The following is an 18,917-nucleotide window of genomic DNA, read 5'->3' as shown; positions in this document are numbered from 1 at the left end:
TGCAGAATATTGATTGCAAAAAAATGCAACTATGCATACGTAACTTAGGAAAGCGAACCAATGCGGGCGCCGTCAAACGGCGCGCTAGTGCGATCCGGACATGCGCACACCCAAACCGAGGTCGATGCCGTGAATCCCGAAGCCGACAAGGCGATGTCTGAACTGCTTGAACGGGCAGGGGAGGCTTCAGAATTTCTGAAGAAGCTCGCCAATCCCAATCGCCTGATGATCGTTTGTGCCCTCGTCGACGGCGAGCGTTCGGTGCGCGATCTCGAAGACCGCCTCGGTATCCGACAACCGGGCCTGTCGCAACAGCTCGCCGAGCTGCGCGACGCCGGATTGATTGCCGGCCGCAAGGAATCGAAGTCAGTCTTCTATCGTCTGGCTGACGAGCGCGTCGCGGAAATGGTTGCGCTGCTCTACCGCATGTTCTGTGGGCCGGCGACCGCGCCAATCTCGAACGAAAAGCAGGAACAATGACTGAATTTACCCCCATCGCGTCGACAACTGGCGGCATCCTGATCGGCCTGGCGGCCATGCTGCTGATAGCCTGGGAAGGGCGCATCGCGGGCATCAGCGGCATCGCCAGCCGCCTTTTGCCGCCCTATGCCGACGGTGCCTTCCCGTCGCGCCTCGGCTTCGTTCTCGGCGTGGTCGCCGCACCCCTGATCTATCTGATGGCATCCGGAAACGAGGTGCTCCAGACCGTTTCATCGAACCTTTCGCTGATGGCCATCGCCGGTCTGCTGGTCGGTTTTGGTTCGGTCTATGGCAGCGGCTGCACCAGTGGACACGGTGTCTGCGGCCTGTCGCGGCTGTCCATGCGGTCGCTGCTTGCCACCGTCACCTTCATGACCACGGCCTTCGTCACGGTTTTCATCGTCCGGCACGTCTTAGGAGACTGACCATGTCGTTTCTTGTCAATCTCGCGCTTGGCCTGCTGTTCGGCATAGGCCTCGTTGTTTCAGGCATGTCCGACCCGGCCAAGGTGTTGAATTTCCTTGACGTGACTGGCACCTGGGATCTGTCGCTGGCCTTCGTCATGGGTGGCGCCGTCATCACCGCATTCGTCGGCTACCGCCTTGTATTCAAACGCTCAAAGCCATTGGCCGCTGCCGCGTTCCAGCTTCCGGCCAAGACGGAGATCGACCGGCCGCTTCTGCTGGGCTCGGCCATTTTCGGCATCGGCTGGGGACTTGGCGGCTTTTGCCCGGGGCCAGCACTGACGGCAACCACGCTCGGAGCTGCCGGCACATATGCCTTCCTGCCAATGATGTTTGTCGGCATGTGGCTGGCCAGGGCGTTTGCATCCGGGCGTGTCGCGGCACCGGTATGACCTGTTGCTGTGCCGCCGCGACCTTGCGGCGATCCAGTAACGACTAATATACGGGCAGGGTGGTCGTCAGCCCCGTTTGCGGAACGTGCTGAACTGGAACAGCTGCACGCTGTCCCATGGCGTCCTGTGGTCGTGACGGCGCGTGTCGACGAGCTCGTAGCCGTCGCCCAGCAATGTGCCGATACTGGCGGCATCGTGCCTGACGATCGGCAGTCCGCTGCATTTCTCAGGACCGTCGGGTGCGAAAGTGCCGATGATCGCATGGCCGCCCGGCTTCAGCGCGCGCCTCAACGCGGCGGCGTAGGCTGCCTGATCTGAGGCGTCGGTGAGGAAGTGGAACGCGGCGCGGTCGTGCCAGAGGTCGTAGCCGCGGTCTGGCTGCCAGGCCGTCACGTCACTGCGGATCCAGGTAGCGCGATCTGCGTCCGGCCCGAGACGCAGGCGGTCGGCATCGAGAGCAGCCTGCGAGAGGTCGAGTACGGTAATCTTGTCAAAGCCTCGGCCGATCAATGCGTCGACAAGATGCGAGGCGCCGCCGCCGATATCAATGACTGCTGACGCCGGCACCGTTCCGGTAAGCTCGATCAGCGTCAGCGACGGCTCAGGCGTCTGCTGATACCAGCTCACAGCATCCTCGGCCTTGGTGCCGTAGATGGTTTCCCAATGGGAGGCGCGATCATCGCTCACAGCACGGCTCCAGTCTTCTGACGTGTCCAGCTCGATTGGCCTCAAGGGGACATGGATTGGCATCGATTTGCAATGTGAGTTCTGGGCGAATGTCGAACAAGCTTGCGATATCGGCTGCGACGTTCCTGGGCCTGGCCATGTGCCGCGACACAGAAGTAGCCGGTCAGATCCGGCATCTCTGCATCTTCGAATCTGTTGCGGCGCAATTCCCGAAAAATCGTCGAGCGATGGCGACCGAGCTTTTCGGCGATCGCCTCTACGCTGGCGCCCGCTCGACGCCAGCGCTCAATCTTGCGGCGCTCATCCAAATCGATCTGAGAGTAGGTGCGTCTCATCTGCGGTTCCTTGCGTGCGATAACCCATTGGTATCGCTGCAAAGTCGCACTTCAAGGTAGAACCCACCCCAAGGGTACCAGTATGTCGCATAAGATAGATTATGGAACAAGTATGTCTTACAGAAGCGCCGATTAGCTGGGTTTTGCCGTTCCGGTCGTCTCTGCAAGCTTGGCTGACGATCGGCTTGGACGCATTCGCCGTCAATAATGCGCGTTATTGGCCGGCTGCGATGCCACTCAGCCGCGTCAAACAGTCAGCTTATCACTCTGTCGGAAACGGCATTTCGATCGTCATGCCGTCATAGGCCGGTTCGACATGTGCCGGCGTGGCGTCCATGACGGCGGCGTAGTCCAGCGGCACGTGCATATGGGTCAGCACGGCCTTGCTTGGTTTGAGCTTCTCGATCCACTCCAACGCCTCCGAGAGCGACAGATGGCTGACATGCGGCCTATGCTGCAAGGCGTCAACGACGAGCAGTTCCAGGCCCATCATCAATGTGACAGTCGCATCGGGGAAGTCACTGACGTCGGAACAATAGGCCAGAGGCCCGACACGGAAGCCGAGCGAGATGATGTCGCCATGCACCTGCGGCAGCGGCAGAAAGGTGAGGGCACCCCCCTCTCCCGTTATGTCGAATGGTTGGTCGTGTGCGATGACATGCGGCCGCACGATCGGTGGGTACGAGCTGCCCGGCGGCGTTTCGATGCAATAGCCAAATGCCTGTTTCAGCCTGTCGAGCGTGAAAACGTCGGCCCAGATATCAACCAGGCTGCCACGCTCGAGCACATAGCCCCTGAGATCGTCGATGCCGTGGATATGGTCGGCATGCGGGTGCGTGTAGACCGCGCCGTCGATGTGGCGAACGCCTGCGGCCAGCATCTGGGCGCGGAAATCCGGCCCCGTGTCGATGACGACGCGCGTGACGCCGGTGTCGGAAATGCGCTCGACCATGGCCGCCGCGCGGGTGCGCCTGTTCTTTGGATTGGCCGGGTCGCAGGCGCCCCAATCGCCGGTGATGCGCGGCGTCCCTGGCGACGAGCCGCAACCCAGAATGGTAAGGCGCAGCACGTCGGCCATGGCGTCAGGCTGGCCTCGGCATCTTGGTGAACAGCCGGAAGAAGTTGGCTGTGGTGATGTCGGCGACTTCCGCTGCGCTGACACCGATGGTTTCGGCCAGCACTGCAGCCGTCTGCGCCACGAAGGCAGGCTCGTTGCGTTTGCCGCGATGCGGCGGCGGCGCAAGGTATGGCGCATCGGTTTCGACCAGCAGCCGGTCGCGCGGCACGTCCTTGGCGATTTCGCGCAGCTCGGCCGAGTTCTTGAACGTCAGGATGCCGGAGAACGAGACATAGCCGCCAAGCTCGACGCCGATGCGCGCCAGCTCGGCCCCTGACGAGAAGCAGTGCAGGATGAAGGGGAAGGCACCCTTCCCTGTTTCCTCCTTGAGGATATGAGCCATGTCGTCATCGGCGTTACGGGCGTGGATGACCAGCGGCAATTCGGTTTCCCGGGATGCCGCGATGTGCACGCGAAGCCCTTGGGCCTGGGCGTCGCGTGGCGACTTGTCGTAGAAATAATCGAGGCCGGCCTCGCCGATCGCCACAACTTTCGGGTGCTGTGCCAGCCGGACCAGATCTGCGGTCGTCACGTCGAGTTCTTCCGCAGCGTTGTGCGGATGGGTGCCGACAGAGCAAAAAACCTCGCCGAATTCTTCAGCGATCGCAAGTATTTGCTCGAAGCGCTTCACGCGCGTCGAGATCGTGACCATGCGCTCGACGCCCGCCGCCTTGGCGCGCGCGATGATACCGGCGCGCTCCTCGGCGAAATCGGGAAAGTCGAGATGGCAATGACTGTCGACCAACATTTCTGCCGGCCTCAGCTTTCCGCTGCCTGTTCGACATAGCGCGGGAACACGGGCTGCGGTGCCGGCAGTACCGCACCCGAGACCAGCGCATGCGCGGCGTCGACATGGACGAAGTCCCGGTCGGTGACAGCAAGCAGGTCGAGCAGCTTGGCTGCCGAGGCCGGGATGAACGGCTGGCACATGATTCCGACGCGGCGGATCACCTCGGCCGTGGTCCACAGCACCGTTTCCATGCGCGCCGGGTCCGTCTTCTTCAGTGCCCAGGGCTCCTGTGCCGCGAAGTAGCGGTTGGCCTCGGCAACGACGGCGAAGATCGCGGCGAGGGCGTGGTGGATACCCTGCTCCGCCATCGCCTTTCGCGCCGTCGCCAGCGCCGCCACGGCCTGGTCGAGGATCGCCTTGTCGGCTTCAGCCAATTCGCCGCGCTGCGGCACCACGCCATTGCAGTTCTTGGCGATCATCGACAGCGAGCGCTGCGCAAGATTGCCGAGGTCGTTGGCGAGATCCGCATTGGTGCGGTTGACGATTGCCTCGTGGCTGTAGCTGCCGTCCTGGCCGAACGGAACCTCACGCAGCAGGAAGTAGCGTACCTGGTCGAGGCCATAATGCTCGACCATGGTGAACGGATCGACGACGTTACCGAGCGACTTCGACATCTTCTCGCCGCGGTTGAACAGGAAGCCGTGGCCGAACACCCTCTTCGGCAACTCGATGCCGGCGGACATCAGGAAAGCGGGCCAGTAGACGGCATGGAAGCGGACGATGTCCTTGCCGATGATATGAACGGCAGGCCAGTAAGTCCATTTCTCGGCGCTGGTGTCCGGATAGCCGAGCGCCGTGATGTAGTTGGTCAGCGCGTCGACCCAGACATACATCACGTGCTTGTCGTCGCCGGGCACCGGCACGCCCCAGTCGAATGTCGTGCGCGAAATCGACAGGTCCTTCAGGCCCGAACGGACGAAGCTCGCAACTTCGTTGCGGCGCTCGTTGGGACCGATGAAGTCGGGCTGGTTGTCATAGAGCGCCAGCAGCTTGTCCTGATAAGCCGACAGGCGGAAGAAGTAGCTCTCCTCCTCGACCCATTCAACCGGCGTGCCCTGCGGGCCATAGCGCACATTGTCGGGACGGACTTCGGTCTCTTCCTCGCCGTAATAGGCTTCGTCGCGCACCGAATACCAGCCGGCATAGCTGCTCTTGTAGATGTCGCCCTTGTCAGCCATCGCCTTCCAGATTGCCTGGGAGGCAGCATAGTGACGCTCTTCGGTGGTGCGAATGAAATCGTCGTTCGACGCATTCAGAAGTGTTGCCATCTTCTTGAATTCGTTCGAATTGCGGTCTGCCAGTTCACGCGCAGTGATGCCTTCGCGGTTGGCCGTCTGCAGCATCTTGATGCCGTGCTCGTCGGTGCCGGTGAGGAAGAAGACATCCTTGCCGTCATGGCGCTGGAAGCGGGCAAGAGCGTCGGTTGCGATCAGCTCGTAGGCGTGGCCGATATGCGGCTTGCCGTTGGGATAGGAGATCGCGGTCGTGATGTAGAATTTTTCGCGGGACATGGGTGGGCCGTCATGAATGTCGGATTGAAAGGGTCGCGGTCAGATAACGCATCGGCATGGCGTTTGCCATCCGGCTCGGACGAGCGTCACATTCGCAATGCGGCATTCAAGCGGTCGATCATGGCCAGGACGTGTTGTTTCTTGTCGAGATTGTAGGTCTCGGTCTCGGATATCGCGTTTTGCGCGTCGTGCCAAGCATCGGACAAGGCGTTGGCCCGTGAAAGGTCGGAGTTGTAGGCAGCTTGCGTCGCCGTATCCGACAGCAGGTCGAGCGCGCGGCGATTGAAGACGTCGAACTGGATGGCGCTGTCCCTGCCCGCCACCGCATCGGCGAGCTTGTGCGCGGCGCCGATGTCGTTGCGTCCGGACCGCACGATCCTGTCAAGCGCTTCGGCGATCTCCAGCCCGCCATACTGGGTGAGCAGGATGGCAGCGCGCACGCTGCCCCCTGCCCGCTGCACCAGTGCCGCGCGCGCCTCCGGCTCGTCAGGCGCCGGCTGATCGGTGCCAGCAAGGGCTGCCAGCAGCGCATTGTCGTCGAGCGGGGTCAGGCGGATGGTCTGGCAGCGCGAACGGATCGTCGGCAGCAGGCTGCCGGGCGCATGGACGATCAGGACGAACAGTGTACGCGCCGGCGGCTCTTCAAGGTTTTTGAGCAGCGCATTGGCGGCATTGGTGTTCATGTCGTCGGCCGGATCGACGATGACGACACGGTAGGCGCCATCATGCGAGGTCATCGACAGGAAACGCGACACTTTTCGGATCTCGTCGACTGTCACGACCGACTTGAAACCCTTGGTCTTGTCGTTCTGCGGCCGCGTCAGGTGCAGCACCGAAGGATGCGCGCCGGTGGCAACCTGGCGGAACAGTCCCGACTTCGGGTCTGGATGCGCCAGCTCTTCCGGCGCACTGCGATAGTCGGAATGACGCAGCAGATGATTGGCGAGGTGAAAGGCCAGTGTCGCCTTGCCGATACCTACCGGGCCGGCGAGGATAAGGGCATGCGGCAGCTTGCCCGAGCGATAGGCCGCGGTCAGCATCGCGGCCGCCTGTTCATGGCCGAACAGGCGCGGGTTTTCAGCCGGCTCGGCAATGCCGTCGAGCGTGTCGTGTTGTTCGGGGGCGATGCGTTCGAACATCAGGCGTCGGCCCTGGCCCGGCTGCCGGCAGTAGCGCGCGCCTCGAGGGCGGCGAAGACGGCGTCGGTTATCTGGTGCTCGACCTGTTCCTGATCCCTCGATGCGTCGATAAGGATGCATCGCTCAGGTTCGTTCTCGGCAATCGCCAGATAGGCCTCGCGCCGGCGCTGGTGGATCTCGACGGTCTCCTTCTCGAAACGGTCGGCCACATCCTGTCCGCGCCTGGCAGTGGCGCGCCGAAGGCCTTCGGTCGGGTCGAGATCGAGGATCAGCGTCATGTCGGGCATCATGCCATTGATTGCCACGCGCTCGACAGCCGCCATGAAGTCGGGATCGAGGTCGCCTGTAACCCCTTGGTAGACACGCGACGAATCGAGAAAGCGGTCGCACAGCACGATGGCACCACGCTCGACGGCCGGTCGGATCACCTGCTCGACATGGTCGGAGCGCGCGGCAGCAAACAGCAGCGCTTCCATTTCCGGTCCGAATGGCTCGGCGGCACCCGACAGCAGCACATGGCGCACCGCTTCGGCTCCGGGCGAGCCGCCGGGCTCACGCGTAACCAGAATGTCATAGCGCTTGTCGCGAAGCTTGCTGGCCAGGCGTTCGATCTGGGTCGACTTGCCTGCGCCCTCGCCGCCTTCGAATGTGATGAAGAAGCCGCGCGCCAAACCAATGCCTTTCTGTCCGCTGCACCGCACGTCATGCCGCACGAACGGCCTCACGGCATTTCTTAATGTAGGTGCCGAAGCTCTAGCGTCGAGAGCCGCAAAGGTCCACCCGAACTATCTGAGCCAGCCGACGGCGAGTTCCTTGACCGCGTCGAGCGCGCGGCTCTGCAGTGAACCGACCTCGACCGCTTCGGCGGCGTAAAGCGGCGTTTCCTGGCTCAGCGTGTCACCGATCCAGACTTTCAACGAGCCGATCGGCGTTCCCTGTGCAATCGGAGCCGCCACCGGGCCATCATAGACGATGCGGGCGACGAGCCGCTCGCGATTGGTGATCGGCAGGAACAGCGAGATCGGCTTCTGCGCCACCAGGGCGACATGCGACTTGGTGCCGCCAAACACCTGCGCTTCGCCGACTGTCTCGTTGGCGGCAAAGATCTCCGACTTCTCGAAGGATCGCATGCCCCAGTCGAGCAGCTTGCGTGCTTCTTCCGAGCGCTCGCGGTCGCTGGCAAGGCCGGCCATGGCGGCAAACAGCCGCCTGCCCTCTCGGTTGACCGAGCCGACGATGGCAAAACCCTCGCCTTCGGTGAATCCGGCCGCCATGCCGTCGGCGCCGATGTCCATGGTGATCAGCGGATTGCGGTTGCGCTGCAGGATCTTGTTCCAGTTGAACTCCGGTAGGCCGTAATAGCGGTAGAACTCGGGATATGTGCGCCAGATATGCAGGCCGAGCGTGGCAAGCTCGCGCACTGACGTGGTCTGGCCGGGCGCCGGCAGGCCCGTAGAGTTGACGAATGTCGACTTCTGAAGCCCGATCTCGCGGGCGCGTTCGGTCATCTGCAGGGCGAAATTGGCTTCCGAGCCGGCCATGCCTTCGGCAAGCACGATGCAACCGTCATTGGCGAGTTGTACAGTAACGCCCTGGATCAGGTCCTCGATGCGGATCTGCGACTTGACCGCGGCAAACATCGTCGAGGCGCGCGATGCGGCGCCACCGGTGCGCCAGGCGTTTTCGCTCACTGCAAAAGTATCGTCGAGCTTGTAGCGGCCCGACTTGATGGCGTTGAACACCACCTCCATTGTCATCAGCTTGGCCAGCGAGGCCGGAGCCATCGGCTTGTCGGGATCCTTCGAAAACAGCACGGTGCCGGTTTCGGCATCGATCATGTAGGCCTGGGTGGCCTTCGTTTCGAACAGCTGAGCCTCAGCCTGTCCTGTGAAGGCAAGCGCTGCAAGCAAGCCGATCATCAAGCTGAGCGGCGCGGATAGTCTGAAATTCATGAGAGATACTGCCCCGTTCGGCCCCGTTCCGGTCGAGCGTCGTGAACCTATCAGTCTTCGATCGATGGGATCAACCGTGGCGGGACAGATAGCCACAGCTCCGCAGGCGCGAATGCCTTAATCGTGAACCGCAAACGCGTCGGGTGCGCCATGCGACCAGGCCGCCTTCAGCATGGCGTCGAGCGAGGTCTTGCCATCGGGATAGAGGTCGACCGAATACCAGGTCTTGCCCTCGAAGTCGGACTGCTCGACCTTGGCGCGGCCGTAGGCGGACAATGCCTTGGCGACGCGCTGGGCTTCGGCGTTGTCTTCGAAGGTGCCGGCTGCGACATAAGCTTCCAGATTCTGCTGGGCGCGCGGTCCCGGATTGAGGCGCTTCCAGGAATCGACGATGTCGCTCGACGTCATCGATTTTCCGGCCAGGGCGTTGAAGGCCCTGGCGGCAGCGCCTTCGCTTTCGCTGGCGTAGCCCATGGTGGCGAGCGCAACCCGGGTTTGCGGCACCATCATACCATCGGGACGTTCAGGCGCGATCGGCCCGAAATCCGGCAGCACGACGTCGACGATGCCCTGCCCTTGCGCTGCCATGACAGGCTGTTCGAACTGGACCGCCTGGGCGGCAAGCGTGTTGGCTGGCGCGCTGGCCTGCTGGATCATTGCAGGCGCTGCTTTGGTGGTCATCGTGCCCGGGAAGGCTGCCGCCTGGCCGACGCCGACGCTCGGCGTCGGACCGTTCATGGCAATCATCACGCCAGCCGGCAAGCCGTCATTGATCGGATCGGCCATGCCCTTGCCCGGGCGGTAGGACGCCAGCAGATACTGGTCGTCGCGGCCGTCGAGCGGTGCCCGACCGACATATTCGACTTTCACATTGGCCGTGCCGCTGTGGGCATAGTCGAGCATCTCGGCGGCGCGCTTGGAGAGGTCGATGACACGGTCGTTCGAATAAGGTCCACGATCGTTGATGCGCACGATCACCGATGAGCCGTTCTTGGTGTTGGTGACGCGCGCATAGCTCGGCAGCGGCATGGTCGGATGCGCCGCGGTCAGATGCGTCATGTCGTAGATTTCGCCATTGGCGGTCAGTCGGCCGTGGAAGGCGTCGCCGTACCATGAGGCTGGGCCCATCGCGGCGTAATTCTTGTCTTCCTTTGGGTAGTACCACTTGCCGCGCACCTTGTAGGGCTTGCCGGTCTGGTCGCGGCCGCCGCCGCGCGGCAGGTTCGACATTGCTGTCGTCACGCGCGGGCTTGCCTTCACGCCATATTCGGACTCGGCGAAATATTCCTTGGAGCGCTTCTTGCCGGCGACTGTGGTCGGCTTCTGGGAGGCGCAGCCGGCAATGAAAACTGCCGTTGCTGCGAGAATGCTGACCGTGGCTACGCGCCCAAAACGCGTCCGCGTCGAGTTCTGCATTGTCGTGAAGTCCCCTGCCAGTCTACTCCGGCGCCGCCAAAGGCGCAGCGCCGTTACGCTTAAGTGGAGTCAGCTCGCGCACGTATCCCCAGTCCCCTATGTGCGCAGGTAATGCTTGCCAGCCTATTAATCGACTGTGGTCCAAAACGGGCGAGATTGCGGCGCAATTACGGCGCATGCCCTCGGGCAATTTGACCTCAACCAAGTTCGCCGCAACAGAACAGATGCGGCGGCGCAGCGCAAGAAAACTATTGTTTTCAGTCCAGTATGGCAAAATCCAAAACAAGAGGATAATCCACGTCGACGACTGAAATGGCCTCACTGAGTGTTTGTGTTCCCGATGGCAGGAAAACTGGCGACCACCTTCACGCCGGGCTTGTTGTCTTCCAGCGTTATCGACGCCCCGTGCAGGTCGGCTATTGCGCGCGCCAGGCTCAGCCCAAGCCCGGTGCCCGAGGTGGTACGGCTCTTATCGAGCCGGTAAAGTCTGCGGAAGACGTTTTCCCGTTCGCTTGAAGGAATGCCCGGCCCGTCGTCGCCTACCTCCGCGATGAGGCATCCGCCAGTTTGTGCCAGCGAAACAGCAATGCGGGTGCCCATGGGGCAATGCCGGATGGCGTTTTCGACCAGGTTGGCAAACATCTGGATCAGCAACTCCCGGTCACCGATGACGAAACAGTCGCCGCCGGCGGCGGCAGAGACCGTCAGCGTCTTGCTGTCGTCCTCTGCGACATCGGCATAGATCTCGCCGATCGACGATACCACGCCGGCGAGATCGACCTCGGCGAAACGCGCCTTGCGCGCACCGGCTTCGATCTGGGCGATGCGTAGCAAGGCCTCGAACGTTTCATTGATCTGATGCCCTTCGGCGCGCGCCTCGGCAACGTCGCCCGATGCCGGCTCGCCGCGCTCGATTTTTTCCGCTGCCGTTTCGAGTACCATCTGTAGCCGGTTGAGCGGTGTCTTGAGGTCATGGGCGATGTCGGTGCTGACCTGCCTCATGCCCTCGACGAGAGCCGCCAGGCGCTCCAGCGCAGTGTTGACCTGCCTCGATACGGCGTCGATGTCGTCGCCATTGCCGATAAGCGGAATGCGCGAGCTGAGCTTGCCGTTGGAAACGTCGTCCATCGTATCGGCGATACTGTCGAGGCGCCTGCGGATGCGGGTCGCCAGGAACGCGCTGAGCGCGAAGGCCGTCAAGATGACGATGGCAAGCGCCCACCCCATGCTCTTCAGCGCGATCGACGCCAAGCGATCGGTCTCGGCGAGGCTGAGCCCGACCGACAGCCAGTTGTCACCGACCTTTCCCGAAACGACGCGGTAGTTGCCCTCGCCGCTGAGCCCTGCCTCTTCCGCCGACAGGATAGAAAGTCCGCTTTCGACTGGCGGCCTGGCAAAGTTGCCGGCAAGGCGCTTGCCCTCGGGGTCGAGCAGGACGAAGATCCGGTCCTGGCCGTTGCTCAAGCGGGCATAATTGTCGACCGCGCCGACAATGTCCTCGAGATCGCCGTCGGCGTTGGTTGCAGCAACAACTTCCCAGATTTCCCGCGCCGAATTGTCGAGCCCCCGCGAAAGCTCGGCCCGCATCAGCTGGTAGGTTATCAGGCCCATGGCCAGGAATGCGCAGACGAACAGCGTGCCGAACCCAAGCGCCAGACGAAAAGGCGTGCTGCGAAACAGGCTAGAGCGCAGCATGCAAGGTGTAGCCCGTATTGCGCACCGTGTGCAGCAGCGGCACGTCGAAGGGGCGGTCGATCTTGGCGCGAAGCCGGCTCATATGCGTTTCGACGACACTGGTCCTGGGGTCGAAATGCAGGTCCCAGACGCGTTCGAGCAGCATGGTACGGGTCAGCACGCGGCCTTCGTTGCGCATCAGGATCTCGAGCAGCTTGAACTCTCGCGGCTGCAGCTCGATCGGCTGCCCTCGCCGAGCCACCCGTCGCTTGACCACGTCGAGTTCGAGGTCGGCCACGGTCAGTATGGTCTTCTGGTCCTGCACTGGCGGCCGGCGCGAAAGGGCGTTGACCCGCGCCAGCAGCTCCGAAAAGGCAAAGGGCTTGACCAGATAGTCGTCGCCGCCTGCTTCGAGGCCCTCGACGCGATCGTCGACACCTGAGACCGAGGTGAGGAACAGCACCGGTATCTTCACATTGGCGGCGCGTAGCGCCTTGACCAGGGAAAGGCCGTCGAGACTGGGGATCATCCGGTCGACGACCAGCACGTCATAGGCGTTCCGCATCGCCTGGAACAGAGCGTCCTGGCCGTCCATGATGACGTCGCAGATATGCCCTGCCTCGGAAAACCCCTTCGCTGTGTAGTCGGCGGTCTTCCTGTCGTCCTCAACGACAAGTATGCGCATGCTGCCTGCCCGCTCCCCGTCGCCCCGCCGTCGCCCCGACAGGGCCGGCAATCAAGGCTTATGATACCACTTCGTGGTCATTCCGTGGAGGGCGCCGTGGAGGCGGGCCGACGGTATGTGGCAAATTGCCGGCCACCGTCATCAGGATGCGATCTCAGCGGACATCTACGCCGCTCCTGCTTGCCCTGGGTCCGCGTCGTCATGAACGGGATCAGCGCTGCGATGCCGGCGAGGAAGATGAAGCTGGTCAAGGTTGTGCCGAAAGCCAGTCCGCCATGCTCTGTCGGCTGCGCAAACAGGTCGCCGAACGACGCTCCCAGCGGCCTGGTCAGGATGTAGACCAGCCAGAAGGCAAGGATGCTGTTCAGACTGAACGCATAGTAGGCGCATGTGATTGCAGCAATGATCACCCCGAAGATGACGCCGGCCTCCAGGTAGCCGAATCCCAACCCTTCAGCCGTCAAGTCGCCGGCGGCAGTCCCGAGTGCGAAAGTAAACAGGACGGCGAGCCAATAGAAGGTTTCTCGCCTGGTCGTTACGATCGTGTGGATCGACAGCGTCCTTTCCGATGCGTACCAGAGGGCGAAGGTGGCGGCCAGCACGACACTGAAGAACAGCGTCGTCGCCTCCAGGCTAACGCCGAAATTGTCGACGAGATTGTCGGTCACCAGTGTGCCCACGACGCTGATCAGCACGACGCTCACCCAGTAGATCCAGTGCACGTATTTGACCTGTGCGAACTGCAGGGCAAGGGCTGCGATCAGCAAGCCACTCAGGATCCACGAGGTCGTCGCCAATCCCAGGTCGAGGTCGAGGTTCATATAGTCGGCGGCGGTTTCGCCTACGGTCACCGCAAGCAGCTTTATCAGCCAGAAGTTGAACGTGACCGCGGGGACCTTGTTTTGCATCTGCGCACGGTTGGTCGCCGTCGTCATGACGTTGTTCCTCGTTGCAGGGACGCTAGGAAAGAGGCCGAAATGGCCGGCGCTAACCGCCGAGCACCTTCAATGCCTTTTCGAAGAACGCGTCGGCGCCGGCGTCATCGTCGGCCTTGCAGCGTTCGAGGCCCTTGCCCTTGAGGTCAGCCGCCTTGGCCCTGCCAGCATCATCGGCCTTCGTCGTCTGCATAGCCGCGTTGACGTCGCTCAGCATCTTTTCGCATGGCACTGCATCGGCGGCCTGGGCAAAGGAAGAAATCGACGCCAGCGTCGGCAACAGTGCGAGTGCGGTGACAACAAGGGTTTTCGTCATATCCATCATCCCGTTGGAAGCCGGCAAGGCCGGCAATTTGACCTGTCGCGCTATCAGCCGTCCGCAGTCGACGCTGGCCTGGAGATGTCTACGGGGCTGATGTCTAATGGTCCTGTCTGGGTACATACGGTTTCGTAAGAAAGCTCTTGCCGGGTTTACGGCTCGGCATTGTTACAGGCTTGCCAAAGCCCGGAGCCTCCACTTGCCGCCCAATGACGATGTTGGGTGTTTCTCATCCAGTTTGAGCTTGGTGGCGTTGACGGCGCGCCAAGGAAAGTTATAAACGCGGCACTCGTGACCAGATGGTTGCAAGCCCTGCGCCCCAGCCGATCCGACCGTGTCGGACTAGGCGAATAGCACAGCGGCTGCAATGGTTTGGAGAGATGGCCGAGTGGTTTAAGGCAACGGTCTTGAAAACCGTCGAGGGCGCAAGTTCTCCGTGGGTTCGAATCCCACTCTCTCCGCCATGCAGGCGGTGTACAGCCCGAAGACATAGGTAACAGTTTGCACCTAAGACATGGGTGACAACCTCGTGCCGAACGGGTTGTCGATGGTCTGCAGGGTCCTCTGTTCGAGGTCGATATAGCCAAGATCATAGTGCATGAAGGAGACGAGCCAAATGGCGTCGTCGACTTCAGTGATTCCGAGCCTCTGGCCGGCGAGCACGGTCGGGATATTGATCTTCTTACGGTGCATGCAGATGCGGCCACAGGCGGTGACGAGGATGTCGCGGTCATGGAAGGGGTAATGCAGGTCTGGCAGCCCCTCATAGGCTCTTGAAGAGGGCTTATAGAGTTCGTCCGGCACCTTCATGCCGATCGCTTGGTGCGGTCGTTCGGCATTGAATTCGCTGACGAATGCATCGAACCTGGCCTGCTGCTGTAGAATGTTCATGCCCGGCGGCCGGGTCGTCTCCTGCTTGAGGGTCCGGTGCATACGCTCATGCCTGCCGTTCTGCTGCGGGTTGCCGGGTTTGATGCGCTCGATGTCGATGCCCAGCCGCAGCCAGAAGACCGAGAGCCTGGACAGATTGTAGAGCCCGTTGGGAGAGGCAAAGGGCAGCCCGTTGTCGCTTCTGATCGCCGCCGGCAGGCCGCGCTGCTTGAACAACCTCACGAAGGCTTCGACGACGGGCACCTCCCGCGTTGATTCGAGGGCTTCGCACAGAAGGATCATGCGCGAGGCCTGGTTGGTCACCGTCAAAGGGTAACAGTACTGGCGATTGCCGAGCCTGAACTCGCCCTTGAAATCGACACACCACAGATCGTTGGGGCAGCATGCCGCCGACAGCGGCATGCCCTCGGCCTTGCAGCGCCGCCTCTGACCGGCGCGCGTGACAAGGCCGTGGCGGTCGAGCACGGCATGGACCAGCCGCGCAACAAAACGAAGACCATCACCGAACTCTCCTTCCACGGCATCAACACCTCCGGCCAAAAGCCAAAAGTGTTACCCATGTGTCCGGTACGAAACGTCACCTATGTCTCGGGTCGCTCATGTCTCACGCCGGTTTGCTTCGCTGACGGCTCCGATGGGGCGCACTGGCCGCGCGATGCCCGCTCGGGCTTGCGAACCCCGCGGGTTCGAAATGTCTTCGCGACGCTAGGCCGTTAACGGTAAGTGCGCGAGATACCCCCTATTCATAGAGGATAGCTGCACGAGGTCGTGCGGGCTTGATCCGGGCAGGCATCGCAGGATTGTGACCCGTTGCGGGGCGCCTCGCAATGCATACCGCCTACTGGACGCTGCTCTGGTCGCCGTTTGCTTCCGCCCCGAAATACAAGTCGATCTGGCGCAGCATGAAGGCCCAGCCAGCCGCTGTCTGCTTCGCCCATTCGGCCCAGCGCTCGTCCATACTGTGCACGATGGTCGCTCGGCATCCGTTGTCGAGCGGTTCGATTGTCAGGGTGACGAGGGAGTTGTTCTCCTGTTCTTCCTCCTCCGAGGTGAACCAGGTGAAGACAAGCTTCCGGGGGCGATCGATTTCGAGGTAGTAGCCCCAATGGACTGCCTCGCCGTCTTCCCGCATATCTGAAAAGGTGAACTTGCCGCCGACTCGCGCGTCGATCTCGACCCTACGAATATCGAATGAGGGCATTCCCGGAACAGGTTGCGCCGCCCAGGACCGCATTTTTACCGGATCAAGCCATGCATCGAATACGCGCTCGGCCGACGCCTTGAACTCATGGCGCGTCTTCGCTTCAATGGTTCTAGACACGCTTCTTCTCCTTGCGAGGTGGTATCTCACTCGCCGCATCTTCGGCCGTCAAAAGATCGTCGATGGCTTGAAGCCGGCTCGCCCAGAAGGCTTGCTGAGCCGCGATCCATTGTTGAACCTCAGAGAGCGGCTCGGGGCGGAAGCGAAGTATGTGCTCACGCCCGGACACATTCCGCTCGATGAGCCTCGCTCGCTCCAAGAGACGGATGTGCTTGCTCACCGAATTCAGCGAGATTGAAAACTCGGCGGCAACGTCGGTGACGCGGGATTCTGAGGCCCCCAATCGCTGCAATATGCGCCGCCGAACAGGATCGGCGAGTGCCATTAGCGTCCTGTCCAGGTAAGCCGATGGTCCTTCGTAGCGCATAATTCATCCTTTTAGGTGAATTATGCGGACGCTGTCCCGCTTGTCAAGCGCGCGGAGCGCCTAACCAAGCGGCGCTCGTGCCGAGTGGAGGAACGTAGTTCTCTGCTTCATCGGCTACGGTCCGCCACGGGTCTTATCCGAAACATCGCTATTGTTAGGCTAGATGACAGCAAGGCACGCCGGTCAGTTTGCGAAGTGGTCCTTAACCCTCCCTTAGCCATAACACTTCGTAACTGTGGCCTCTCGGTCAAAGTGCCCCCTCGCCGCGCGTATTACGTAGATATGGCGGTAAGGTTTAAATCCTTGGAAAGACTTTCGGCTGGGTACGCATGCTAGACAGACTGAATGCGATAACACAGCGCCGGTGGGGCCAGGTCGCGCTGCTGACCTTGGCTGGTGCGCTTTTGTTCGTAATCGTCGGACTGGGCTTCCGTGTCCTTGTCTTTGCCGGTGTGGATGCTGAACTTCTCTGGCGTGACGCGGTCAACGCTTTTGTCTTGCCACTGCTCTTCATCACCCCCCTGCTTGTGCTGCTGGGCCTGAGCCTGACCGAAAACGCTTCGCTGAAGCAGAAATACGCCCAGGAGCTGGCACATGACAGCCTGACGTCATGCCTCACCGGCCCGCTGTTCACCGCGGCAATCGACGTCATTGCAACGAGCTCTGCGACGGGGCGGCGGCCGGGCGCGCTGCTGGTGATCGACATGGATCATCTCAGACGCCTCAACGAGCAGATCGGCTATGCCGCTGGCAACCAGGCGCTCAGCGCGATCGCCGCAATCATCCGTGCTTCGGTGCGAAGCGGCGATCTTGTCGGGCGCATCGGCGGTGACGAATTCTCCGTCTACCTGCCCGGAGCGACCAAGGCGAATGCCGAGAAAGTTGCCGAGCGTATCCGCAATGCGGTTGCAGAGGCGAGTTTCGAACCCGTTGCCGGCGGTTTGACCTGGCCCTTGACCGTGAGCGTCGGCGCCGTGCTGTTTGAAACCGACGCGACCGCCGACGAGCTGCTGCTCACTGCCGATCGCCAGATGCAGGCGGCGAAGGAGAAGGGACGCAACCGCATCGAATACGCCCACCTCCGGCAAGGCTCCTCGCCTTCCCGCCCTTCGCTCCACTGAAGCGGTACGGTCTCTCATAAGGCGACCGCCAGCCCTTCGGAACAGGCGCTGGCTCTAAACATCAACTCGTTCTGCCGGATTTCCCTTCGTTCTGCGACAGTGCAAGGCGTATCGCGCAGAGCCACCTTGCCATACACAGCGCCCCGGCCTCGCATTTTTGACGAAATCGCGAGACTACATCCGCCCTGTCGGCGCCCAGGGTGACAATCATTCCGAGGACAATCATGCCCAGATCAACTGCATCAGTCGCCACAGAACACGCCAGCCGCTATTTGCAGCAGCTCTGCAAGCACTGGAGCCACAAGTTTTCAGTCGACTTTTCACCTGCTGAAGGCCGCATCGACCTTGGCGAAGGACGTGTTGTCGACCTGCGCGCCGACGACCATACGCTGACGGTCAATGTCAAGGCCGAAGACCTGCCCCGCATGGAACAGGTCGTTGTCGACCATATCGTGCGCTTCGCCTTCCGCGAGGAACTGAAATTCGAGTGGCGTCCGGCTTGAGCGATCGAGCAATCCATCCACCAGTCATGAGGTAGCCGCAAGCCGGCTACTTCGTGCTGATCCAAACCGGGGCATGGTCGCTCGCGTCTACGCGGCCGCGTATGTCGCGATCGACGCCAGTCCCAGTCAGCCGCTTGGCCATCTTGTTGCTGAGCAGCAGATGATCGAGCCGCAGGCCGGCGTCGCGCGGCCAACGGTTTCGCCTGTAGTCCCAGAAGGTGTAGACCACCTCGGAGGGAAAGGTCTTGCGAATGGCATCGGTCCAGCCCTGATCGAGCAGTTGCCTGAAGGCGGTACGGCTCTCGGGCTGGACGAGAGCGTTGTCGTCGTAAGATTTGGTTGCGTAGACGTCGCGGGGCTCGGGCGCGACGTTGAAGTCGCCCGCAAGCACCGCCGGAACATCGGCGGCCAGCAGCGTTGCCGCATGGGCGTTGAGCCTGCTGTGCCAGGCCAGCTTGTAATCGAATTTGGGCCCCGGTTGTGGATTGCCGTTCGGCGCATAGAGCGAAGCGATCAACACGCCGTTCACCGCAGCCTCGATGTAGCGGGCCTGGCGGTCGTCGGGGTCGCCGGGCAGCTCCCAGCGTGTCACGACCGGCTCGGCATCGCGGGCAAGGATCGCCACGCCGTTCCATGTCGACTGTCCCAGCCAGACCGCGCCATAACCCGCCGCCTCGATGGCCGAACGCGGCAGCTGTGTGTCCGCCGCCTTCAGCTCCTGCAGGCACACCACATCGGGTTTTGCTTCCTTCAACCAAGCCAGCAGGTTTTCGAGCCTGCGGTTGACGTTGTTGACGTTGAAGGTGGCGATCTTCATT

At 61.9% G+C, this 18,917-nt stretch carries 20 protein-coding genes, 1 tRNA gene and 2 pseudogenes; 6 read left to right on the top strand and 17 right to left on the bottom strand.

Going from position 1 to position 18,917, the window contains the following annotated elements; all coding sequences use genetic code 11:
* Window positions 1-153 precede the first annotated feature (153 nt).
* Genes SLT36_RS16260 through SLT36_RS16250 form a run of 3 tightly spaced genes read left to right on the top strand, consistent with a single transcriptional unit; the run spans window position 154 to window position 1,336 of the window.
* Complete coding sequence (locus SLT36_RS16260) at window positions 154-480, top strand: ArsR/SmtB family transcription factor (RefSeq protein ID WP_432288366.1); 327 nt, start codon at window positions 154-156, stop codon at window positions 478-480.
* Window positions 477-905, top strand: a complete 429-nt coding sequence (locus SLT36_RS16255; RefSeq protein WP_432283545.1) for a YeeE/YedE family protein — start codon at window positions 477-479, stop codon at window positions 903-905. The genes SLT36_RS16260 and SLT36_RS16255 overlap by 4 nt, the downstream gene beginning before the upstream one ends.
* A 2-nt stretch (window positions 906-907) precedes the next feature.
* Entirely contained in the window at window positions 908-1,336 is a 429-nt protein-coding gene (locus SLT36_RS16250) for a DUF6691 family protein (protein WP_432283544.1), read from the top strand.
* A gap of 66 nt (window positions 1,337-1,402) precedes the next feature.
* Here the strand turns inward: SLT36_RS16250 and SLT36_RS16245 are convergent, their stop codons facing one another.
* From SLT36_RS16245 to SLT36_RS16185, 13 genes and pseudogenes are all read right to left on the bottom strand, one after another.
* A complete protein-coding gene (locus tag SLT36_RS16245; RefSeq protein ID WP_432283543.1) occupies window positions 1,403-2,023 on the bottom strand; it encodes a class I SAM-dependent methyltransferase in 621 nt (206 codons plus the stop codon).
* A gap of 89 nt (window positions 2,024-2,112) precedes the next feature.
* Window positions 2,113-2,358, bottom strand: a pseudogene (locus tag SLT36_RS16240) (helix-turn-helix domain-containing protein); the annotation flags it as partial.
* A 262-nt stretch (window positions 2,359-2,620) separates the two neighbouring features.
* Window positions 2,621-3,436 (bottom strand): MBL fold metallo-hydrolase, encoded by an 816-nt coding sequence (locus SLT36_RS16235; protein ID WP_432283542.1) that lies wholly within the window; start codon window positions 3,434-3,436, stop codon window positions 2,621-2,623.
* Window positions 3,437-3,440: 4 nt separating this feature from the next.
* Entirely contained in the window at window positions 3,441-4,223 is a 783-nt protein-coding gene (locus SLT36_RS16230; protein ID WP_432283541.1) for a TatD family hydrolase, read from the bottom strand.
* 11 nt (window positions 4,224-4,234) lie between these two features.
* Entirely contained in the window at window positions 4,235-5,776 is a 1,542-nt protein-coding gene (gene metG, locus SLT36_RS16225) for a methionine--tRNA ligase (RefSeq protein WP_432283540.1), read from the bottom strand.
* Between the two features lie 86 nt (window positions 5,777-5,862).
* Window positions 5,863-6,918 carry a DNA polymerase III subunit delta' gene (locus SLT36_RS16220; protein WP_432288365.1) on the bottom strand — a complete coding sequence of 352 codons (1,056 nt, stop codon included), beginning with the start codon at window positions 6,916-6,918 and terminating at the stop codon, window positions 5,863-5,865.
* Window positions 6,915-7,586, bottom strand: coding sequence for a dTMP kinase (gene tmk / locus SLT36_RS16215; protein WP_432288363.1), 672 nt, complete (start codon window positions 7,584-7,586; stop codon window positions 6,915-6,917). The genes SLT36_RS16220 and tmk overlap by 4 nt, the downstream gene beginning before the upstream one ends.
* Before the next feature lie 114 nt (window positions 7,587-7,700).
* Window positions 7,701-8,834 (bottom strand): D-alanyl-D-alanine carboxypeptidase family protein, encoded by a 1,134-nt coding sequence (locus tag SLT36_RS16210; protein WP_432288362.1) that lies wholly within the window; start codon window positions 8,832-8,834, stop codon window positions 7,701-7,703.
* A gap of 150 nt (window positions 8,835-8,984) precedes the next feature.
* Complete coding sequence (locus SLT36_RS16205) at window positions 8,985-10,283, bottom strand: septal ring lytic transglycosylase RlpA family protein (protein WP_432283538.1); 1,299 nt, start codon at window positions 10,281-10,283, stop codon at window positions 8,985-8,987.
* A gap of 318 nt (window positions 10,284-10,601) precedes the next feature.
* Window positions 10,602-11,978, bottom strand: coding sequence for a sensor histidine kinase (locus SLT36_RS16200; protein WP_432283537.1), 1,377 nt, complete (start codon window positions 11,976-11,978; stop codon window positions 10,602-10,604).
* A complete protein-coding gene (locus SLT36_RS16195) occupies window positions 11,965-12,642 on the bottom strand; it encodes a winged helix-turn-helix domain-containing protein (RefSeq protein ID WP_432283536.1) in 678 nt (225 codons plus the stop codon). The genes SLT36_RS16200 and SLT36_RS16195 overlap by 14 nt, the downstream gene beginning before the upstream one ends.
* 77 nt (window positions 12,643-12,719) lie before the next feature.
* Complete coding sequence (locus SLT36_RS16190) at window positions 12,720-13,577, bottom strand: COG4705 family protein (protein WP_432283535.1); 858 nt, start codon at window positions 13,575-13,577, stop codon at window positions 12,720-12,722.
* A gap of 52 nt (window positions 13,578-13,629) precedes the next feature.
* Window positions 13,630-13,893: a hypothetical protein gene (locus SLT36_RS16185; protein WP_432283534.1), complete on the bottom strand. Its 264-nt coding sequence runs from the start codon at window positions 13,891-13,893 to the stop codon at window positions 13,630-13,632.
* A 377-nt stretch (window positions 13,894-14,270) separates the two neighbouring features.
* On the opposite strand from SLT36_RS16185, the gene SLT36_RS16180 reads away from it, so the two are divergent.
* A tRNA-Ser gene (locus SLT36_RS16180) sits at window positions 14,271-14,360 on the top strand.
* Between the two features lie 43 nt (window positions 14,361-14,403).
* Here SLT36_RS16180 and SLT36_RS16175 read toward each other — a convergent pair.
* The 3 genes and pseudogenes from SLT36_RS16175 to SLT36_RS16165 all read right to left on the bottom strand — a co-directional run.
* Window positions 14,404-15,261 (bottom strand): annotated as a pseudogene (locus SLT36_RS16175) (integrase core domain-containing protein); the annotation flags it as partial.
* 364 nt (window positions 15,262-15,625) lie between these two features.
* Entirely contained in the window at window positions 15,626-16,108 is a 483-nt protein-coding gene (locus tag SLT36_RS16170) for an SRPBCC family protein (protein ID WP_432283533.1), read from the bottom strand.
* Window positions 16,101-16,433, bottom strand: a complete 333-nt coding sequence (locus SLT36_RS16165) for an ArsR/SmtB family transcription factor (RefSeq protein ID WP_246790377.1) — start codon at window positions 16,431-16,433, stop codon at window positions 16,101-16,103. The genes SLT36_RS16170 and SLT36_RS16165 overlap by 8 nt, the downstream gene beginning before the upstream one ends.
* Window positions 16,434-16,804: 371 nt before the next feature.
* On the opposite strand from SLT36_RS16165, the gene SLT36_RS16160 reads away from it, so the two are divergent.
* Entirely contained in the window at window positions 16,805-17,596 is a 792-nt protein-coding gene (locus SLT36_RS16160; RefSeq protein ID WP_432283532.1) for a GGDEF domain-containing protein, read from the top strand.
* Between the two features lie 224 nt (window positions 17,597-17,820).
* Window positions 17,821-18,099, top strand: coding sequence for a DUF2218 domain-containing protein (locus SLT36_RS16155; protein ID WP_432283531.1), 279 nt, complete (start codon window positions 17,821-17,823; stop codon window positions 18,097-18,099).
* 46 nt (window positions 18,100-18,145) lie between these two features.
* Here the strand turns inward: SLT36_RS16155 and SLT36_RS16150 are convergent, their stop codons facing one another.
* On the bottom strand, window positions 18,146-18,916 hold the full coding sequence (locus SLT36_RS16150) for an exodeoxyribonuclease III (protein WP_432283530.1): 771 nt from the start codon (window positions 18,914-18,916) through the stop codon (window positions 18,146-18,148).
* Window position 18,917 lies beyond the last annotated feature (1 nt).

This window comes from Aminobacter sp. BA135, from assembly GCF_050859125.1.
GTDB classification, from domain to species: Bacteria; Pseudomonadota; Alphaproteobacteria; order Rhizobiales; family Rhizobiaceae; genus Aminobacter; species Aminobacter ciceronei.
This window is presented reverse-complemented; position numbering and strand designations above follow the sequence as displayed.

Coding starts and splice junctions, on each gene's coding strand:
- SLT36_RS16260 (WP_432288366.1), top strand. CDS start 154: ATGTCTGAACTGCTTGAACGGGCAGGGGAGGCTTCAGAATTTCTGAAG.
- SLT36_RS16255 (WP_432283545.1), top strand. CDS start 477: ATGACTGAATTTACCCCCATCGCGTCGACAACTGGCGGCATCCTGATC.
- SLT36_RS16250 (WP_432283544.1), top strand. CDS start 908: ATGTCGTTTCTTGTCAATCTCGCGCTTGGCCTGCTGTTCGGCATAGGC.
- SLT36_RS16235 (WP_432283542.1), bottom strand. CDS start 3,436: ATGGCCGACGTGCTGCGCCTTACCATTCTGGGTTGCGGCTCGTCGCCA.
- SLT36_RS16230 (WP_432283541.1), bottom strand. CDS start 4,223: ATGTTGGTCGACAGTCATTGCCATCTCGACTTTCCCGATTTCGCCGAG.
- metG (WP_432283540.1), bottom strand. CDS start 5,776: ATGTCCCGCGAAAAATTCTACATCACGACCGCGATCTCCTATCCCAAC.
- SLT36_RS16210 (WP_432288362.1), bottom strand. CDS start 8,834: ATGATCGGCTTGCTTGCAGCGCTTGCCTTCACAGGACAGGCTGAGGCT.
- SLT36_RS16205 (WP_432283538.1), bottom strand. CDS start 10,283: ATGCAGAACTCGACGCGGACGCGTTTTGGGCGCGTAGCCACGGTCAGC.
- SLT36_RS16200 (WP_432283537.1), bottom strand. CDS start 11,978: ATGCTGCGCTCTAGCCTGTTTCGCAGCACGCCTTTTCGTCTGGCGCTT.
- SLT36_RS16195 (WP_432283536.1), bottom strand. CDS start 12,642: ATGCGCATACTTGTCGTTGAGGACGACAGGAAGACCGCCGACTACACA.
- SLT36_RS16190 (WP_432283535.1), bottom strand. CDS start 13,577: ATGACGACGGCGACCAACCGTGCGCAGATGCAAAACAAGGTCCCCGCG.
- SLT36_RS16185 (WP_432283534.1), bottom strand. CDS start 13,893: ATGACGAAAACCCTTGTTGTCACCGCACTCGCACTGTTGCCGACGCTG.
- SLT36_RS16165 (WP_246790377.1), bottom strand. CDS start 16,433: ATGGCACTCGCCGATCCTGTTCGGCGGCGCATATTGCAGCGATTGGGG.
- SLT36_RS16160 (WP_432283532.1), top strand. CDS start 16,805: ATGCTAGACAGACTGAATGCGATAACACAGCGCCGGTGGGGCCAGGTC.
- SLT36_RS16155 (WP_432283531.1), top strand. CDS start 17,821: ATGCCCAGATCAACTGCATCAGTCGCCACAGAACACGCCAGCCGCTAT.
- SLT36_RS16150 (WP_432283530.1), bottom strand. CDS start 18,916: ATGAAGATCGCCACCTTCAACGTCAACAACGTCAACCGCAGGCTCGAA.